Here is a 17,807-nt window from a genome sequence, read left to right as displayed (position 1 = left end):
AGTGTGTTTGGAGCCTTTTTGTTTGAAAGGGCTCTTTTTTTAGTTACATCTTTGTTGAATGATCATTCCCCCTGCCAATTTTGCAGACGTGCCTTACTCTTTCTACAGCTAAAAAGATTACTTATACGTTCGACATAAAACGTAAAACGTATTTTGTATAATATTGTACGTATATCTATGATTGAAATACTCTATCATATCTCTTATAATAGAGTTATTAATTCATTATTGGAGGAAAAAATATGAGTCTTGATGTGAAAAATGCGATTCAAAGCGGCAAAACAGTACTTGGTATTGAATTTGGTTCAACACGTATTAAAGCAGTTCTTATTGGTGAAGATAATACACCGATTGCATCAGGAAACCATGACTGGGAAAATAGCTTAGTAAACAACTTATGGACCTATAGCGTTGAGGATATTTGGAAGGGTTTACAAGACAGCTACCAAAAAATGGCTACAGATGTTAAACAGCAATATGGAGTCACCCTACATACAGTTGGCGCCATCGGTTTTAGTGCGATGATGCATGGCTATATGGCTTTCGATAAAGATGAGGAGCTTCTCGTTCCTTTCCGCACGTGGCGCAACAATATTACCGAACAGGCTTCAACAGAATTGACAAAACTATTTAACTACAATATTCCGCAAAGATGGAGTATTGCTCATCTCTATCAAGCTATCTTGAATCAAGAAGAACATTTTACTGATATTAGCTTCCAAACAACACTAGCAGGCTATATCCAATGGAAACTAACTGGAGAAAAGGTTTTAGGAGTTGGGGAAGCATCCGGTGTATTTCCAATTGACTTGAAAACGAAAAACTATAATCAAACAATGACCGATCAGTTCAATGAATTAATTGCCTCTAAGAATTTACCATGGAAACTGGAAGATATTTTGCCTGAGGTTAAGGTAGCGGGTGAGCACGCAGGTGTACTTACAGAAGAAGGAGCGAAACTTCTGGATCCTACCGGAGAGTTAGCGGCTGGGATTCCACTTTGTCCCCCAGAAGGTGATGCAGGAACTGGTATGGTCGCAACAAACAGCGTAGCGAAGCGTACGGGTAATGTTTCTGCCGGCACTTCTGCATTTGCAATGGTAGTATTGGAAAAAGATTTGTCCAAAGTCTATCCTGAAATTGATTTAGTAACCACGCCTACAGGGAATTTAGTAGCGATGGCTCACTCTAATAACTGTTCTTCAGATTTGAATGCCTGGATCGGATTATTTGAAGAATTTTCTAAAACAATGGGGATGGAAGTGGATCGTAATAAGTTATATGAAACATTATTTAAACAAGCTCTTCAAGGAGATCCTGATGGTGGCGGCTTATTATCTTACGGTTACCTATCCGGTGAACACATGACCCATTTTGAAGAAGGTCGCCCATTGTTTGTTCGTTCTACAGATAGCAATTTCAATCTAGCAAATTTCATGCGAGTTCATTTGTTTACTGCATTTGGCGCAATGAAAATAGGGATGGATATTCTAATCAAAGAAGAAAAAGTAAAACTGGATGAAATTTTAGGTCACGGTGGCATATTTAAGACAGAAGGTGTAGGGCAAGGTATCTTGGCCGGTGCTTTTAATGTTCCTGTGTCTGTGATGGAAACAGCGGGAGAAGGCGGAGCTTGGGGGATTGCCCTGCTTGGCTCATATATGATTAACAAAAAGGATAATGAAACGTTAGATGAGTTTTTAAATGAGAAAGTATTTGCAGACCAAGCTGTAAAGACTATGTCTCCAGATCCAAAAGATGTCGAAGGATTTGAGCAATTTATGGAACGTTACAAAAAAGGGCTTGGAATTGAAAGAGCTGCAGTAGACAATCTTAAATAAATGTCTAGTAATTTAAAACGTGGCAGGAGGATTCTCCTGTCACGTTTTTTTCTATGCTATTGTGGAAAAAGCGAGAGTAAACCTGTCGATTATTTAACAAGCGCGTTTTTCTTAATAGATAAAAATGTATAAGTTGACAGCTATCTTTACGCCACGCGTGTCAAGGGAAACCCACCTTCCTTTCGGGTAGCACCTACACGCACTACGTAGGTGCTACCCGGGGTGGCTAAAGATAACGCTGTATTTAATAAAAGACGGCTATGCCGTTTTTCTTAATAGATTACAACCGGATCATAAACATTTAAATTTTCATACACTTTCTTCATAATATCCGGGGGTACGTTAACGCAACCATTAGATCCTTCTGTTGAGTAGGCGTTGCTTGACCAGTTCGTGCGCCAACCTGCATCGTGGAATCCCTGTCCGCTGTTTGTAAAGGGGGCCCAGTAATCAACATCGGAGGCATATTCGGAATTATCTGCGGAAGTGCCTGTAAGTGTATATGGTGTGCGTTTAAAAAGGATATACCATACTCCCGGCGCTGTATCCTGCTGTGTGCTTTGTCTGCCCGTCACCACATGAGTGTCCACAACTAATTCTCCGTCTCTGTAAATCCACATACGCTGATCTTTGATAGATACTTCTGCATAAGTATCACCAATTCCGTTATTTGAAGTAGTTTCGTATCCATAACCTTCGCCTTCCCAACCATTCCCATAAATATTGGAAGGGGAAATTGATTTTTCACCAGCCTCAAAGGCTTCCTTAATCAAAGCTGCTTCTTTTTCTGCCTCGAGCGCCCAGCCGTACCCTTCACCCTTAACGGAGAGAACGGAACCTGAATGTGTTTCAAAGCTGAAATCTTTTCCTAAGTTGGAATGGGAATCATTAATTTCAGCGATTTTTTCAAATATAGTATCAGAGTCTATCAGCACATCCATATTTTCCGATAGAGAAGCATCGAGAATAAGTTCGCTGGCCTTTAATGAATAAACTTGATCCTGGATTTCATACTCCACATTGTGGTCAAGGAATTTCCGGAGTTTTTCCACCTGGTTCTGTATGATCTCACTGTCTTCCTTTACTGCCTGCAAATAAACAGGGCTCAAATTAATCTCACTCGTATATTCATGGTTGTCGTATTCCTCTATTAGACTACTGACATCATATTGCTCCCCATCAGCGCTTTCAGAGATTATTATTTCACCATTCTCAATACTGGCCTTGGCGTCTGTGGGAGGTTGTAAAACCTGATTCATGTAGATGAGTTCTTGTTCAAGCTCCGTTTTCAATTCTTCGCTGCGGTATTTGTCCTGTATAACTGGTGTTATGGAATATGTTTTTGCTTCTGAAGAAGGAAAGAATGTCCATTGCCTTTGCAGTAAATTTTTAATCTCCGGCAAGTCGCTTTCTGAAAACGCCATTTGTGTCTCTTTTCCTGTAACGATTTCTTCTCCAATATAGACATTATTAATTAATACAGATGCTTGTAATTTTTCAAGTGCGCGATCAGCTGTCAGCCCCCTGACTTCAATGTCATTAATCGTAATATTCGAGTTAAAATGTGTCTTCTGATAAAAAAACAGTGATGCAAAAATAAGTGCAATGAGAATAATGACAATTAAAATAATCATTTTCCAATTTTTAAACCATCTGATTCGTTTCTTCGGTGAACTATTATTCTCTGCCTGTTTAAACACCTGCTCCAAATAAATTCCCCCAAAATCTTTGTCCTCTTATTGGACTTTAAATTTTCCCTCAATTTACAATTTTTACTAAAAATTATTTACTTTGATTATAATATATTCCTGTAATTTTACAATATACAAAAATGTATTTTCGGAGAGTTAAGGGTGTCACACATCACCTTGGTTAGTTAGAAAGCCTTGTATCAACTTGGAGTTGATACAAGGCTTTCTTTAATCAAAATACATTTATATATCTTCCTTAGCATTTTCATTGGTTAGTTTATCATTTGTTTTCTTTTTTCTTCCTAGTTATTATCTGTCCAATTCCCAACTCTCTTGCTTCCTTATGTAAAGATTTAAGCAAACTAATTACCATGAGCCCCATAATAACGGAAAATGGAAGAGCTGCAATGATCATAGTGTTTTGAAGAGCTTGCAATCCACCAGAATAAAGTAGAGCAAGAGCAGTAATAGAAAGAAATATTCCCCAAATTACCTTAATTTGATTACTTGGATTTTGCGATCCGTTAGTTGTCATCATACCTATAACGAATGTACCAGAGTCTGCGGATGTGACAAAGAACGTAACAATAATAAGAATGGCTAAAATGGATAATGCCATGCTAAATGGATAACTTTCTAAAACCCCGAAAAGCGATTCTTCGGGTAATAACGAAGATATTGAAAGTAATCCAGACATTTCTGCTGTAATTGCTGCACCTCCGAATGTTGTAAACCATAGGAAACCAATAAGTGATGGAACTAGTAGAACATATATAACAAATTCACGGATTGTTCTTCCCTTGGATATTCTGGCGATAAAAATACCTACAAATGGAGACCAAGCAATCCACCATGCCCAATAGAAGATTGTCCAATCATTAATCCAGTTTCGAGCCTCTACGTTAAATGGGGCAATTCGAAAACTCATATTAATGAAATTTTGCATGTAAGCCCCTATAGTATCAATAAATAAATTTAAAGTGAAAAGTGTTGATCCAAATACAAATACAATTAAGAAAAGGAATGCGGAAAGTCCCATATTTAAATTACTTAGGATCTTAATGCCTTTGCTTAAACCAGTTAATGCAGATATCATAAATAAGGCTGTAACAATAAGGACGATTACAGTTTGAGTTGTCATATTAATTGGTATTCCAAATAAGTAAAATAGTCCTCCATTTATTTGCATTGCACCAAAACCTAGTGTTGTTGCAACCCCGATAACAGTTGAAATAACAGCTATGACATCAATAACATTACCAATTGGTCCATCTGTATGCTTGCCAATCAATGGTCTTAATGTTCTGCTAATTAAGACGCGTTCACCTTTTCTAAAGGTAAAGTAAGCAATAGATAAGGCAACGCACCCATAGACTGCCCATGCATGTATACCCCAGTGAAAAAATGTAAACCTCATTGCATCCTTTATGCCTTGATGAGTGCCAATTTCTCCTGTAGGTGAACTTACTGCGTAGTGACTAATGGGTTCGGCTGTACCATAGAAAATTAAACCAATACCAACACCTGCACTAAAAAGCATTGCGAGCCATGTTGGTCGCGAAAATTCAGGCTTGTCCTCTTGTTTTCCAAGTTTAATTCGACCAACTGGACTCACTAATAAATAAAAACATACGAATACAAATACGGATACTATTCCTAAGTAATACCAACCGAATGAACTGGTAATAAAACCTCGTGTGTTTCTAGTTATACTCTCTAACGATTCAGGCATTGCTATTCCCATTAGAACAATACCTGCCACTATCACTAATGATGCGTAAAAAACAACTGAAGCATTCTTCATATTTTAAAAAACAACTCCCATTTTTGATTTGTTCGAAGTGGGCTTTACTTCGATTGGAGAAACATATAAAAATGTAAAACCCATATTAAAAAGAACTAATTTTTTTAAGAAATTTACTAACCCTTAAAATTAGTTAACTAAATCACTAACACCAAATATAAATTTTTAGGCAAACCATCAAACTCTCTAATAACTTATCCACCTTTGCAACAGTCTATCTGTGAGAAAATTTGGTGCGAGATAAATGAAGGAATAATAGTAAAGAGGTAAATAAGAATTTAAATAAAATAAAAGGGGGCTTTTATAGTGTAAACGAATAAAGTCCTATTAGCACATGTGAAATTCGGGCTCTATTCGAGTTTTAGACTTACTAGTCCTTATTAGAGTATGTGAACACTATTATATCTTAATAATGTTCGGTTTATGTCGTATATTGTAGAAGTCTGGTGTATAAATATGGGAAATTGTATTTTTAAGATCAAACGTTAATAGAAAAATATAAGAGAACTTGTTTAGAGTGGAAAAAGGAGGAAGTGCATAACTAAATATATAGGGGCCATCAATACATTGAATCTAACATATGGGGAAGAATAATTAGATAAACTGAATTATTGATCGATAAGGAGAATTAATGTGAAACAAGTAATACTATGGCTAATGTTTCTAGTTCCTATTGCATCTCTGTTGTTAATAGGAGATAAAACTCTTAGAAGATTTCTTCCAGTTGCATTGTTTGTTACTGTAATCAACACTCTTATTTACCAAGCGGCATATCATTATAATTGGTGGAGAGAACCTGGGCTTTTTGACTGGGACAAAGTCGCAAATATTCCTTGGGTATATAGTGCATATTTAGTAGCAACATTATGGATTTTTAAGTTAACCTACGGAAAATTTACTATTTATTTAATAACAAACCTAATATTGGATGGTGTATACATATATTTATGGTATCCAATCCAACAAAAACTTGGATTAGCTTCAGGCGAAATGTCACCAGATATTACTTATTTAATTATGATCGGAGTAGCCCTTTTAATATATGGTTTTCAGATTTGGTATGAAAAAGATTTACAAAGTAATAAAGATGCTAACTAAAACTTTTATAATTTTTTTCTGAAACTGGCAGGTGGCGATGCTTTAATAATCGGAGCATTGCTTTTTTGTTTCACTAACGAATCAAGCGCGTTGCGAAGATTGTTTCCAGAGTAAGCAAGGAGATGTATAAAATAACACTAGGGAATGTTGAAAAAAGTAAAAAAACTACCTTTTAGAACATCCTCTTATAATATTTATCGGTAATCCACTAAGTATATAAATTCTTTTTAAGTCAACTGCTGTTCCGAAAACTCTCTATAGAGCTCATGTGATTGAACGAGCTCGGGGTGATTACCAATTCCGGTTATTTGGCCTTTTTCAATAAAAATGATTTTATCAGCGTTTACGATGGTCGATAACCGGTGAGCGATGACAAAGGTCGTTCTGCCTTCCATTAAACGAGCCAAAGCTTGTTGAACGATTCCTTCCGATTGGCTATCAAGACTCGCAGTTGCTTCATCCATCATTAAAATCTTGGGATCTCTCAGAAATGCACGGGCGATGGCAATACGTTGCCTTTGACCGCCGGATACTTTCACGCCACGTTCTCCAACCTCCGTATCGAGATCTTTTGGAAACTCTTTAATAAACTCTGCAGCATAGGCCATTTTCGCCACTTCCCATAGACGATCGTCGGTAATATCTTGTCGATCTTCTAACCCGTAACAAAGATTTTCACGGATCGTACCTGCCATCATCGGACTATCTTGTGAAACATACCCGATTTGACTTCTCCAGGAACTCATAGACAACTCTTTAATAGGTGTGGTTCCAATTATAATGTCACCTGAAGTTGGGACGTAAAAGCGCTCCAGCAATCCGAACATCGTCGTTTTACCACCACCGCTTGGACCTGCAAAAGCAACCATCATTCCCGGCTGCACGTCAAAGGAAACGTCTTTTATGACAGCTTCCTCTTTACTGTAGGAGAAGGATACATTCCTAACATAGATGGCTTGATTGGCGATATCTATGTCTTTTCCTTCTTGGCCGTCCTCTACGTTAATTTTTAATATATCAATAATTCGTTCCGTGGCACCCTTTGCTTTTTGTAATTGGGTAAAAAACATGGTGAACGACGTAATCGGGAAGATGATTTGGAAGAGATAGAGTAAAAAAGCAACAAGCGAGCCAGTGGTCATGGTGCCCTCTGCTACTCGAATTCCTCCGTATCCGATAATAATGACAATAACGACCATGACGACGAGATACATCAGTGGGGCAACGAGCGCAAAAATAAGTCCTTCTCTTAATCCATAAGAGAAAAGCTTATTAATTCTAGATAGCCCTTTCTTTTCCTCTGTGCTTTCTGCATTGGATGCTTTCATTAAACGGATTTCACTAAGTGTTTGCTGCACACTTCCTGTAAAACTTGCCGTTTCATCCTGCAGACCACGCGATATTTTCGACATTTTGCTTCCAAGTGGCACCATAAAAAGGACAGTGATTGGAACAGCAATTAACATTAATAAAGTCATTTTCCAATCCATAAACAGCAAAATCGTCACAGCACCAATAATGGTAATAACGCCACCGATAAACTGAGGGAAGTGTTGGGAGATTAGGTCTTTTACAATCCCTGTGTCATTGACAACACGACTAACCGTTTCTCCACTTTTATTTTTGTCATAATAATTGACTGGTAAGCGTAAAAGTTTGAACCACATTTTCTCTCTGAGGTTGGCGACTATTTTTTGCCCGACAAATGCCAGGGCATACATGGATAATCCATCGATGACTGCTTGCAAAATAAAAACGATAATGATGATCCCAATTAGAAAAGTATTTAATGATTCCATTGAAAATCCGTCGACCATTTCTCTTGTGAGCAGTGGGATGGAAAGCCCTACTAGTTGGTAATGAGACTTCCAACTAACCCTAGAGTCAATGCAATTTTAGGTATTTTGGTAGATAGTATAAGAGAGAGAAAAGGTTTTAGTGTCTTTGGTTGTTCCTTTGTCATTCTAATAAACACCTTCTTTTTCTATGAATTTTAATTTTAAAATGCAAGGGTATGTATCATTTCGGTTATTAAAGCATAGCCTCCTTATATCGAAGAGTACGATTCTATGTCACTAAAGTTTCAAGATATTGCCTTAACCATTATACAACGAATTCATATAGGGATTCACAGTAATTGGTAATTCTTTCATTATGTAGGAACTTTTTAAACCGAGTGATTTTTTCCCACTCTATATTTTACAAAAGCTATAAAACTCCATTTTTTCCCTTGTTTTAGTTTTTATCGAGTTGGGAATCTAATAGTTTAGGTTTAGATTTTATTGGGAGGTAAATGATGGAGAAAAAACGTGCAACAAAAAAGAGAAGTAAAAAGCAATCTTTTCTTATGAGGGCTATTATAATATTTTTGCTATTTTTCCTTGTAACCGGGGTAGTTGGCAGCATCCATGTTTATAGCCTGGTTCAGAGTGCTCCGTCTATTGATGATGATACCTTTATATATTCGAACTCATCTACATTATATGATCATACAGGTGAACAAATGGTCACTTTAGATAATGGAGAAGACCGTCAATCTACTCAGATTGAACATATTCCGCAACATGTTCGAGATGCATTCATTGCTATAGAAGATACTCGTTTTTATGAACATTCAGGTCTTGATGCAAAAAGGATTGGGGGAGCTGTTTTATCAAATATTACGGATGGTTTTGGCTCTGAAGGAGGGAGTACGATAACGCAACAGGTAGTTAAGAACTCTCTTTTAACCTCGGAGAAATCAATAGAAAGAAAGGTTCAAGAAGCCTATCTGGCTCTTGAAGTAGAGAAAAAATATACGAAAGATGAAATTCTGGAGTTTTATTTAAACAAAATTTACTTTGGTAATGGTGCTCACGGAATTGTTAGTGCAGCTGATGCTTACTTCGGGAAAACTCTGGAGGAGTTAACGATTGAAGAAGCATCTTTATTAGCAGGCCTTCCTCAACGGCCGTCTGGCTATGATCCATTTCAACATCCTGAGCTAGGAGAAGAGCGTCGTAATACGGTGTTATTTGTGATGAAGGATCAAGGTTTTATCACAGACGAAGAGTACGAGGAGGCAAAAAGTGTCTCGATAGAAGATATGATCGAAGGAAATAGAAGTAATTATGAGATTTCAGATGCATATATGGACCTCGTTTATAAAGAGCTTGAGAGCATGGAAGAGATAGATGCCTCCATGATTTACAATGGTGGTCTGGAAATTTATACGACTTATGACAAAACCGCGCAAGAACATGTGGAGAAAGTGTTGAATTCGGATGAATATATCTCGTATCCTGACGAGCGTTTTCAAGCAGGATTGACACTTATTGATAATAAAACAGGTGAAATTAAAGCAGTAGGAGGCGGGCGGAATCAAGAGTCCGGGAAGAGTCGATCCAACTATGCAACAAATACCCAACGGTCTCCAGGTTCAACAATTAAACCGATACTAAGTTATGGTCCGGCAATTGAGTACTTAAACTGGTCAACCTATCAACAAATAGAAGATGAAAAAATGACTTATACGGATTCTGATCAGGTGATAACTAATTATAATGGGAATTATCATGGGATTGTATCCATGCGTGAAGCATTAACACGATCATGGAATATACCAGCTGTTAAAACTTTTCAGGAAGTGGGGAGTGAACGGGCAAGTGAATTTGCCTCCAATGTTGGTTTATCGATGGAAGGACCTCTCTATGAATCTTATGCACTAGGATCTCTTAAGGAAGGAATTTCTCCGTTACAGCTTGCTGGTGCTTACGCTGCATTTGGAAATGAGGGAATGTATAATGAGCCTCATGTGATTAGAAAAGTAGTATTTCCTGATGGGAAAGAGATTAATATGCAGCCTGAACCGGTGCAGGCAATGAGTGATGCCACCTCATATATGGTAACCGATATGCTGCAATCCGTCGTAGAAGAAGGAACTGGTCGTCTGGCAAATATTGAAGGCGTAGCAGTTGCGGGAAAAACAGGCACGACAAACTTTAATGAAGAAACAAAACAAAAATACACTATTTCAGATGGCGTACCTGACGTTTGGTTTGCTGGTTATACCTCAAATTATACTGTTGCTGTATGGACAGGATACCCGCAAGTGAGTGATGGAAACTATATAAAAACAGATGAGGATAAGCAAATTGCGCGACTTATATTTAAAGAAGTAATGACAGAGATGGTAGATGAAGAGACTCATGATTTCGTGAAGCCTGATTCTGTGGAAGAGATAACCATTGATACGTCGACTGGTGAAAGAGCAACTGGCAGTTCAGACAAGGATGATATTGTAACAGAATTATTTGTTTCTGGAACGACTGTTGAAGATGCATACAGTCTTGTTGAAGAAGAGCTGGAGAGGAAGCAATCAGAATCTAAAGATGAGGTATCGGAATCGAACGACAGCAATCAAATAGAGGAAGATAACTCTGTGGATCAAGACGTAGAAGAGGACTCTGAGACGGAACCGGAGCAGTCAGAAAGGAATGAAGAGGGAGAAGGTTCGGAATCAGACCAGCCGGAAGGCAACGTGGAAGATGAAGAAGCAAAGCCGGAACAAACGGAAGAAAGTGAAAATTTAGAAGAAGCGGAGCCAGAGCAAAATGAAGGAAATGAACAACAAGAAGAAACGGAGTCAGAACAGACAGAAGAAAATAAACCAGAAGCAGAACCTGTGGAATCTGGAGAAGAGAATAGCGTAGGTGAAGCGGAGCAAGAGAAAACAGAAGGAAATGAAGAAATAGAGTCTGAGCCGACGCCCGAAGCAACAGAAGAAAATGAGACAGAAACAGACCCGGAGAAGCAGACAGAAGGAAATGAAAGTTTAGAAGAAGCAGAGCAAGAGCAGCTAAACGAAGTAGAATCGGAGACAGAACAGTCAGAAGTAAATCAGGTGGAATCAGAACCTGAGCAGACAGAAGGGAATGAAAGTGCAAATAAAACGGAGCAAGAGCAGACAAATGCAGAGGTAGAATCAAATAGTGCGGAAGAAAAAAATACAACAGAAAAAGAAGCAGATCCGGAACAAGATGATACGAATACCAGCAATACAACAGGTGAAGAAGAAGCTTTGAACCAAGAAGATACTAACGAAGATTAAGAGAAGAAGAAGTCTTTTATTAGAGGAGAGACTTCTTCCTTCGACCAGAGGTAAGCATACGCTACAGGCGGACTAATTTTATCAAACACATATATCCTTTTATTTGATTACCTTAGACATTGTCATACCATCACCGAGTGGAATAAGCAGTGACTCTAATTGAGGATGATTGGCCACTGTCTGATTGAATTTCTTCATAAATTCAGTATAACGTTTAGGTTTTGCGTCCTGGTCTGCGACACTGCCACCAGCAAGTACGTTATCACAAACGATTAAAGCACCTGGTTCCGCTAATTTAATGCAGTAATTTAAATAGTTTTCATAATTTTCTTTGTCAGCATCAATAAAGAAAAAATCAAATTGCTTATGGTCCCCAACTAGTTTCTCAAGACTATCTAAGGCTGGTCCTGTAATATATTGTACTTGATCTGCAAAGCCCGCCTTAGACAAATTATTATGTGCTAGTTTTGAGTAGTTCTCCTTTAATTCAAGAGAAGTTAATCGTCCTTCTTTACCGAATCCTCTGGCAATTGAAATGCCACTGTAACCCCCAAGGGCCCCTATTTCCAGTACATTTTTAGCTTTTGAAATCGATATAAGCATCGTTAAAAGTTTTCCTGACGATGGAGAAACTGATATAGGAGGCATTTCGTTTTCTTTGATAGACAAGATGACCTCTTCTAATAGAGCATCTTCTTTATTAAAAACTGAATCGATATACCTGTTAACTTGTTTCATTGGAATCAATCCCTTTCTCACTTTTTTCTTTATTATCTGATGAAGAATTTTCCGTGTTTTCATCTTTCTTATCAATTGTTTCCGTTTCTTCACTTTCATCCATTCCGAATAATTGAATGAATTCGTTGATGACCATATCCATTGCTTTTAATTCACCAATAAGAAGTTGATTAATAGATTGAAACTCTTGTTCTTCTAACTGCTGCTTAATCGTGGACCGTTTAAGGTTCATCATTTCTAAAAAGGCGATTGCTCTCCCTCGCCGAAAGGTTTTTGGACCACGATGATGAGAACGATGGTCTTTTCCTTTATGACCATCACCTCGGTGATGGTCCTTTTTTTTAAAATCGTTTAAGTCATCCTCTTTCACCGTATAGCCCTCCTTTTAATGTATACGTTTGTATACATTTGGTATATCGCCAATTGTATACGAGTGTATACAAATTTGTCAATTTAAACCCACTAAGTTTTTAGAAGTAAGCGATTGAATCGAAATCTGAGATGAAAATATGTAACTATTTCGCTGAAGTCATAAATAAATGCGATATACAGAAAAAGAAAGGATCCACCTCCATTACAAGGCGAATCCTTTCTTTTTAGTTTAAGGGAAATTACTCCCAAATCTCATTAGCGACATCTACAATATATTTGAGTTTTGCCCATTGCTCATCTTCCGTAAGTTTGTTGCCGTGGTGAGTGGACGCAAATCCGCATTGCGGACTTATGCATAATTGCTCCAAAGGTACATAGTTCGTTGCTTCTTGAACGCGAGCTTTAATAGTTTCCTTATCTTCTAGTTCACCAAACTTTGATGTGAATATACCAAGTACAACTTGCGCTCCTCCATTAGGAATGTACTCCAAAGGTTTGAAATCCCCTGAACGATCATCGTCATATTCAAGGAAAAAGCCATCTACATTTTCTTTCGCAAACAATGTAGGAGCTATTTTGTCATATGCCCCTTCAAAGGCCCATGTAGAGCGATAGTTTCCACGGCAAAGGTGGGTAGTCACCGTTAAATCTTCTGGTTTATCTTCAAGAACACTGTTTACAACATGGAGTGCTAGATCAATTAATTTTTCTCTAGTTAAATTACTAGAACTGAATGGTAGTGTAGGTGCACACAGTCCAGCAATATATACATCATCTAATTGTATGTAGCGACACCCAGCGTCGTAAAATGCTTTAATCGCATCCCGGTAAGCTTGGATAATATCGTTTGTGAATTCCTCCAGGTCTGGATAAAACTCGGGATTCTGAATTCCAGCATTAAATAGTTGGTTTGGACTCGGAATCGTTAGTTTTGCCACAGCTCTGTCGCCGACAATTTCTTTAAATTCAATGAAATCCTCGATGAATGGATGATTAGGATTAAAGGAAATTTTTCCGTTACAACGGATGTCATATCTTTCTGTTTCAATCCCATCAAATTTATAACCGTGTTCAGGAACATAGCCTTCAATTCCATTTAAATGCTCTAGGAAATCAGTGTGCCAGAATCTGCGTCTGAATTCGCCATCTGTAACAGCTTGAAGTCCAACTTCAATTTGTTTATCAACAATGTGTTTGATTTCCTGAGTCTCCACTTCTCTCAATTGTCCCGCTGAAATGTTACCTTCTTTAAAATCTTTTCTTGCCTGATGCAAAACTTCCGGGCGAAGTAAACTCCCTACATGATCTGCTCTAAAAGGAGCCTTAGTGATAGTACTTGACATAAATAATCCCTTCTTTCTGTAAAATTAAAAAAACCCGCTTCAATGAAGAAGAGGGGGGAATAACCGCCATTCTCTTCTTATCTTCAAGCAAATCGCTCTGGAATTAGCACAGTACTTGAGAAAAGTCTGTTGCCGAGGTTTCAAAGGGCCAGTCCCTCCACCTCTCTTGATAAGAATGATTCAAATATTCAATTAAATCTAAAGATACAGTCTTTTTTCTAGTATGTCAAGTATACAAGGGGACGGTTCTCTGCTTCATTTCCCGTAGAGAAATGAAGCAGAGAACCGTCCCTACGATTGCCCTTGAGGGGTTTTAATCTTTTGATGTAGTGTCTTGACCATATTAGTGAGATCTCGTTTTTTATATTCGCCCAAACAGGCAATTTGAATCCAGTTTCGTTGTTTTAAATAGTCACTTTCAAAATGAACGAAGATTCCTTGCAGTTCAAGGTAGGTTCCTATTTCAGTAGACGAATAATCAGATGGCAATGGAATAGTGATAATAACTGGGGACGAATTTTCTGCACTTAATAAAACAGGGATGCCAGCTTCAGCTAGTGAGGCGCGAACTAACGAGATATCAGCAGCAATTTTATCGTATCTTTTATTATTCTCATACTGTTTTAAAGCTTCCTTTAAGGCGCACATTAAATTAGAAGTATGAGAATATGGAACACTATTTTGCATTTGATACATCCCTAAATCAAGGTATCGCGGTAATCGGTTAGAAGGGGGTATATTTTCTTGATGAAAAACAAAAGATAAGCCTGTATAGGAGCCTATTGCCTTGCCACTAACACCGGAGGCCAGATAAACACCTTGCAGATCCAGCGGAAGGGCTCCTAAAGAACTTATACAGTCTAAACATAGATGAACTTGATAACGTTCACATATTTCTTTGATTTTTTCAACCGAATTCAGCATTCCAGTCGATGTTTCACTGTGAACCATCCATAGCCAGGAAATATCACCTTTTTCTATTTTTGATATAATTTCAGCATCAGAAAAAGGAGTTCCCCAGGATTTGTCTATGACTTCAAAAGATAGATTTGCCCGTAAAGCATGATCTTTTATACGTTGACCAAACTCTCCATTTAGGAGAATTAATCCCTTTCCTTGATGCAATGAAAGCTGAGCAGCAATGACATCATTAGCTAATGTACCCGTGCCGACAAGAACCTCCATATAATTAGCAGATGTCATGGAAAGAAGAGATTGTTTCACACTATCCATCAAAAGTTGAAACTGATTGGAACGGTGTGGAATCGGATCGGATGCAAGGGCTTTTTGAACAAATTGATGGACGGGAACTGGACCTGGAAGGAAACTGATTGGCTTAGATGCAACCTTACCGGCAGTCGATTCATTAAACGTTTCTTTGGTTAGATACATAGGCTGATAGAAAGCCCCTTCACTGCCAACTAAATCACCAAACGGTTGAAATCCTAGCTGTTTATATAATTTTAATTGTCGCGTTGTTGCTGATATCAGCCCTAAATCATAGCCTTTTTGAATGCAATACCTTGCCAATAACTGGGACAAACCTCTAAATACACGTCCTATTCTATATTCTATTTCTACGGTTAATAACCTTATCTCACAATAATGATCATATCCTTTAGGAAGTAGCTCTTCTAAATTTTCAAGTTTATTTTCCAATGAAAGAGGTCGGTTGTCCCTAATTGCCAACATTCCAATTACACGGTTATCCTTACAACAAATAAGGTATGTATTTTCTTCATGAAATTTGTCGACGAGTATTTTAGACTGGTTCGTCTCGTGTTGAGGAATTTCGTCTACAAAAGTTTTATAATTTAAATGATGAATTTGGTCAAACTCACTTTGTTGGGAAGCAATGTTAAAAGTATAGCTCATAATGATTTCTCCTTTACATGAATTATTTCAACAACATTTTCGCGGTGAGCATAAAAAACGATTCCGATATTGAGAAAAAGTATCCAAAAAATAAAACTATTTTGATAGAGTAAATACGAAAGAAAAGGCGAAAATAGAAATGAGATGAGACCGGTGAAGCTAAAACTTTTCAAAAAAATGAAGAGGACTACAAAAATAATAACAATCATGAGAAGTAATAGTACGTTAAAGACAGCTAAACCGCCGACAAGGCTTGAAATACCTTTACCGCCTCGAAAACGGTATAAAATGGGCCATATGTGTCCCGAAATGACACATATTAAAGCGAATAGTTGAAATACTTCGTCATATCCGAGCAAAATAGCCCCACCAATAGCAAGAGCTCCTTTGGCAGCATCCCCGATAAACGTCACTATAAATCCCATTTTTCCTAAAACCCGACCTGCGTTTCGGGCTCCGATATTTCCACTGCCGTGGTTAAGTAGGTTTACTCCAGAAAAATAAGCGACTAGATTCCCTGTCATAAAACATCCTATTAAATAGGAGCAAAGTAAAAACAAAAGGACACTCATACAAATTTTACCTTTCTTTTTTTTATTTTTATCATAACACGAGGGGACGGTTCTCTGCTTCATTTCTCAAGAAGAAATGAAGCAGAGAACCGTCCCTATGATCGTAAGTGTAAGCGATTGCTATTACCTTGTGAAATAAATTAAACTATTACCAGGAGGAGATGTTTATGCAAAACTTTGTTTTTCAAAATGAAACTAAAATCATCTTTGGTAGAGATGAAGAAAAGGTAGTCGGTGAAGAGGCCAAGAAGTATGGAAAGAAACTTCTGTTGCATTATGGTGGAGGAAGCATTAAAAACAGTGGATTATATCAAAGAGTTGTTGAGTCTTTGCAGGCGCAGGGAATAGAGATAGTTGAGTTGAGTGGTGTGAAGCCTAATCCAAGAGTTAGCCTTGTTCGAGAAGGGGTCAATCTATGTAAAGAAAATAACATTGGCTTTATTCTAGCTGTAGGTGGAGGAAGTGTCATTGACTCGGCAAAAGCAATCGCTGCTGGAGCGAATTATGAGGGGGATGTCTGGGACTTTTTTGATGGAAAGAGTTCTGTAACTGATTGTTTACCTCTAGGTGTTATTTTAACAATTCCGGCAGCAGGTAGTGAGAGCAGTGGAGGAAGTGTGATAACAAACGAGGACGGATCTTATAAAAGGGCAGTTGGTCATGAAACGATGAGGCCCAGATTTGCGATATTAAATCCGGTTCTTTCCTACACGTTACCCTCGTATCAGACAGCTTGCGGAATTACCGACATGATGTCACACATTTTGGAAAGATATTTTACAAGAGAAAAGAACGTGGAATTAACCGATCGATTATGTGAAGCGACCTTGAAAACAATCATAAATAATGCACATACTGTTCTTGACGAACCAACTAATTATGATGCAAGGGCGGAGATCATGTGGGCAGGAACGATCGCACATAATGACTCTCTCAATACTGGTAGAATAGGTGATTGGGGCAGTCATGATATTGAGCATGAAATAAGCGGTATATATGATATTGCTCATGGCGCCGGCTTAGCAATCATCTTTCCAGCGTGGATGAAATATGTCTATAAACATGACGTCAATCGTTTTGTTCAGTTTGCTAACCGTGTATGGGATGTAGAAATAGATTTAAATGATTTGGAAAAGACAGCCCTTCAAGGTATTCAAAAGACAGAGCAATTCTTCCGTTCGATTGGAATGCCTGTGAAATTAAAGGAAGTGGATATTGGGGAGGAACATTTTGAAGAAATGGCTAGAAAAGGTACGGAAAGAGTTCCAATAGGAAACTTTATTAAGTTAGCCGAAAAGGATGTATTTGAAATTTATCAACTGGCAAAATAGAAATAGAAGCAAGCGGATCTAAAGGAGTGAAGCCCTGTGCTCACTTCTTTTTT

General features: G+C 37.9%; 11 protein-coding genes, 1 pseudogene and 1 riboswitch. Of the genes and pseudogenes, 4 read left to right on the top strand and 8 right to left on the bottom strand.

The features are described from left to right. The first annotated feature begins 242 nt into the window (after window positions 1-242). Complete coding sequence (locus tag ACHABW_RS04040; protein WP_435754158.1) at window positions 243-1,841, top strand: xylulokinase; 1,599 nt, start codon at window positions 243-245, stop codon at window positions 1,839-1,841. A 272-nt stretch (window positions 1,842-2,113) separates the two neighbouring features. On the opposite strand, the gene ACHABW_RS04035 is transcribed toward ACHABW_RS04040, so the two are convergent. Next, complete coding sequence (locus ACHABW_RS04035) at window positions 2,114-3,550, bottom strand: L,D-transpeptidase family protein (protein WP_435754157.1); 1,437 nt, start codon at window positions 3,548-3,550, stop codon at window positions 2,114-2,116. 262 nt (window positions 3,551-3,812) lie between these two features. Continuing rightward, window positions 3,813-5,336 (bottom strand): BCCT family transporter, encoded by a 1,524-nt coding sequence (locus ACHABW_RS04030; RefSeq protein WP_435754156.1) that lies wholly within the window; start codon window positions 5,334-5,336, stop codon window positions 3,813-3,815. 633 nt (window positions 5,337-5,969) lie between these two features. On the opposite strand from ACHABW_RS04030, the gene ACHABW_RS04025 reads away from it, so the two are divergent. Next, window positions 5,970-6,434 carry a hypothetical protein gene (locus ACHABW_RS04025; RefSeq protein WP_435754155.1) on the top strand — a complete coding sequence of 155 codons (465 nt, stop codon included), beginning with the start codon at window positions 5,970-5,972 and terminating at the stop codon, window positions 6,432-6,434. Between the two features lie 227 nt (window positions 6,435-6,661). Here ACHABW_RS04025 and ACHABW_RS04020 read toward each other — a convergent pair. Continuing rightward, window positions 6,662-8,397: pseudogene (locus ACHABW_RS04020) on the bottom strand (ABC transporter ATP-binding protein). A 330-nt stretch (window positions 8,398-8,727) separates the two neighbouring features. On the opposite strand from ACHABW_RS04020, the gene ACHABW_RS04015 reads away from it, so the two are divergent. Then, on the top strand, window positions 8,728-11,523 hold the full coding sequence (locus ACHABW_RS04015; RefSeq protein ID WP_435754154.1) for a PBP1A family penicillin-binding protein: 2,796 nt from the start codon (window positions 8,728-8,730) through the stop codon (window positions 11,521-11,523). Between the two features lie 99 nt (window positions 11,524-11,622). Here ACHABW_RS04015 and ACHABW_RS04010 read toward each other — a convergent pair whose 3' ends face one another. The 5 genes from ACHABW_RS04010 to ACHABW_RS03990 all read right to left on the bottom strand — a co-directional run bounded on the left by ACHABW_RS04010 (window position 11,623) and on the right by ACHABW_RS03990 (window position 16,423). Continuing rightward, window positions 11,623-12,324 (bottom strand): O-methyltransferase, encoded by a 702-nt coding sequence (locus ACHABW_RS04010; protein WP_435754153.1) that lies wholly within the window; start codon window positions 12,322-12,324, stop codon window positions 11,623-11,625. Beyond that, the gene (locus ACHABW_RS04005) at window positions 12,248-12,631 is read right to left on the bottom strand and encodes a hypothetical protein (protein WP_435754152.1); all 384 of its coding nucleotides are present in this window, start codon (window positions 12,629-12,631) and stop codon (window positions 12,248-12,250) included. The genes ACHABW_RS04010 and ACHABW_RS04005 overlap by 77 nt, the downstream gene beginning before the upstream one ends. A 241-nt stretch (window positions 12,632-12,872) precedes the next feature. Beyond that, window positions 12,873-13,976, bottom strand: a complete 1,104-nt coding sequence (locus tag ACHABW_RS04000; protein WP_435754151.1) for a 5-methyltetrahydropteroyltriglutamate--homocysteine S-methyltransferase — start codon at window positions 13,974-13,976, stop codon at window positions 12,873-12,875. A gap of 74 nt (window positions 13,977-14,050) precedes the next feature. Continuing rightward, window positions 14,051-14,152, bottom strand: a riboswitch (SAM riboswitch). A gap of 115 nt (window positions 14,153-14,267) precedes the next feature. Next, window positions 14,268-15,851, bottom strand: coding sequence for an aminotransferase class V-fold PLP-dependent enzyme (locus ACHABW_RS03995; protein ID WP_435754150.1), 1,584 nt, complete (start codon window positions 15,849-15,851; stop codon window positions 14,268-14,270). Next, on the bottom strand, window positions 15,848-16,423 hold the full coding sequence (locus ACHABW_RS03990) for a glycerol-3-phosphate acyltransferase (RefSeq protein WP_435754149.1): 576 nt from the start codon (window positions 16,421-16,423) through the stop codon (window positions 15,848-15,850). The genes ACHABW_RS03995 and ACHABW_RS03990 overlap by 4 nt, the downstream gene beginning before the upstream one ends. 167 nt (window positions 16,424-16,590) lie before the next feature. On the opposite strand from ACHABW_RS03990, the gene ACHABW_RS03985 reads away from it, so the two are divergent. After that, entirely contained in the window at window positions 16,591-17,754 is a 1,164-nt protein-coding gene (locus ACHABW_RS03985) for an iron-containing alcohol dehydrogenase (RefSeq protein ID WP_435754148.1), read from the top strand. Window positions 17,755-17,807: the final 53 nt, after the last annotated feature.

The sequence above is a fragment of the Salipaludibacillus sp. CF4.18 genome (assembly GCF_051262595.1).
Taxonomy (GTDB): Bacteria; Bacillota; Bacilli; order Bacillales; family Salisediminibacteriaceae; genus Salipaludibacillus; species Salipaludibacillus neizhouensis.
This window is presented reverse-complemented; position numbering and strand designations above follow the sequence as displayed.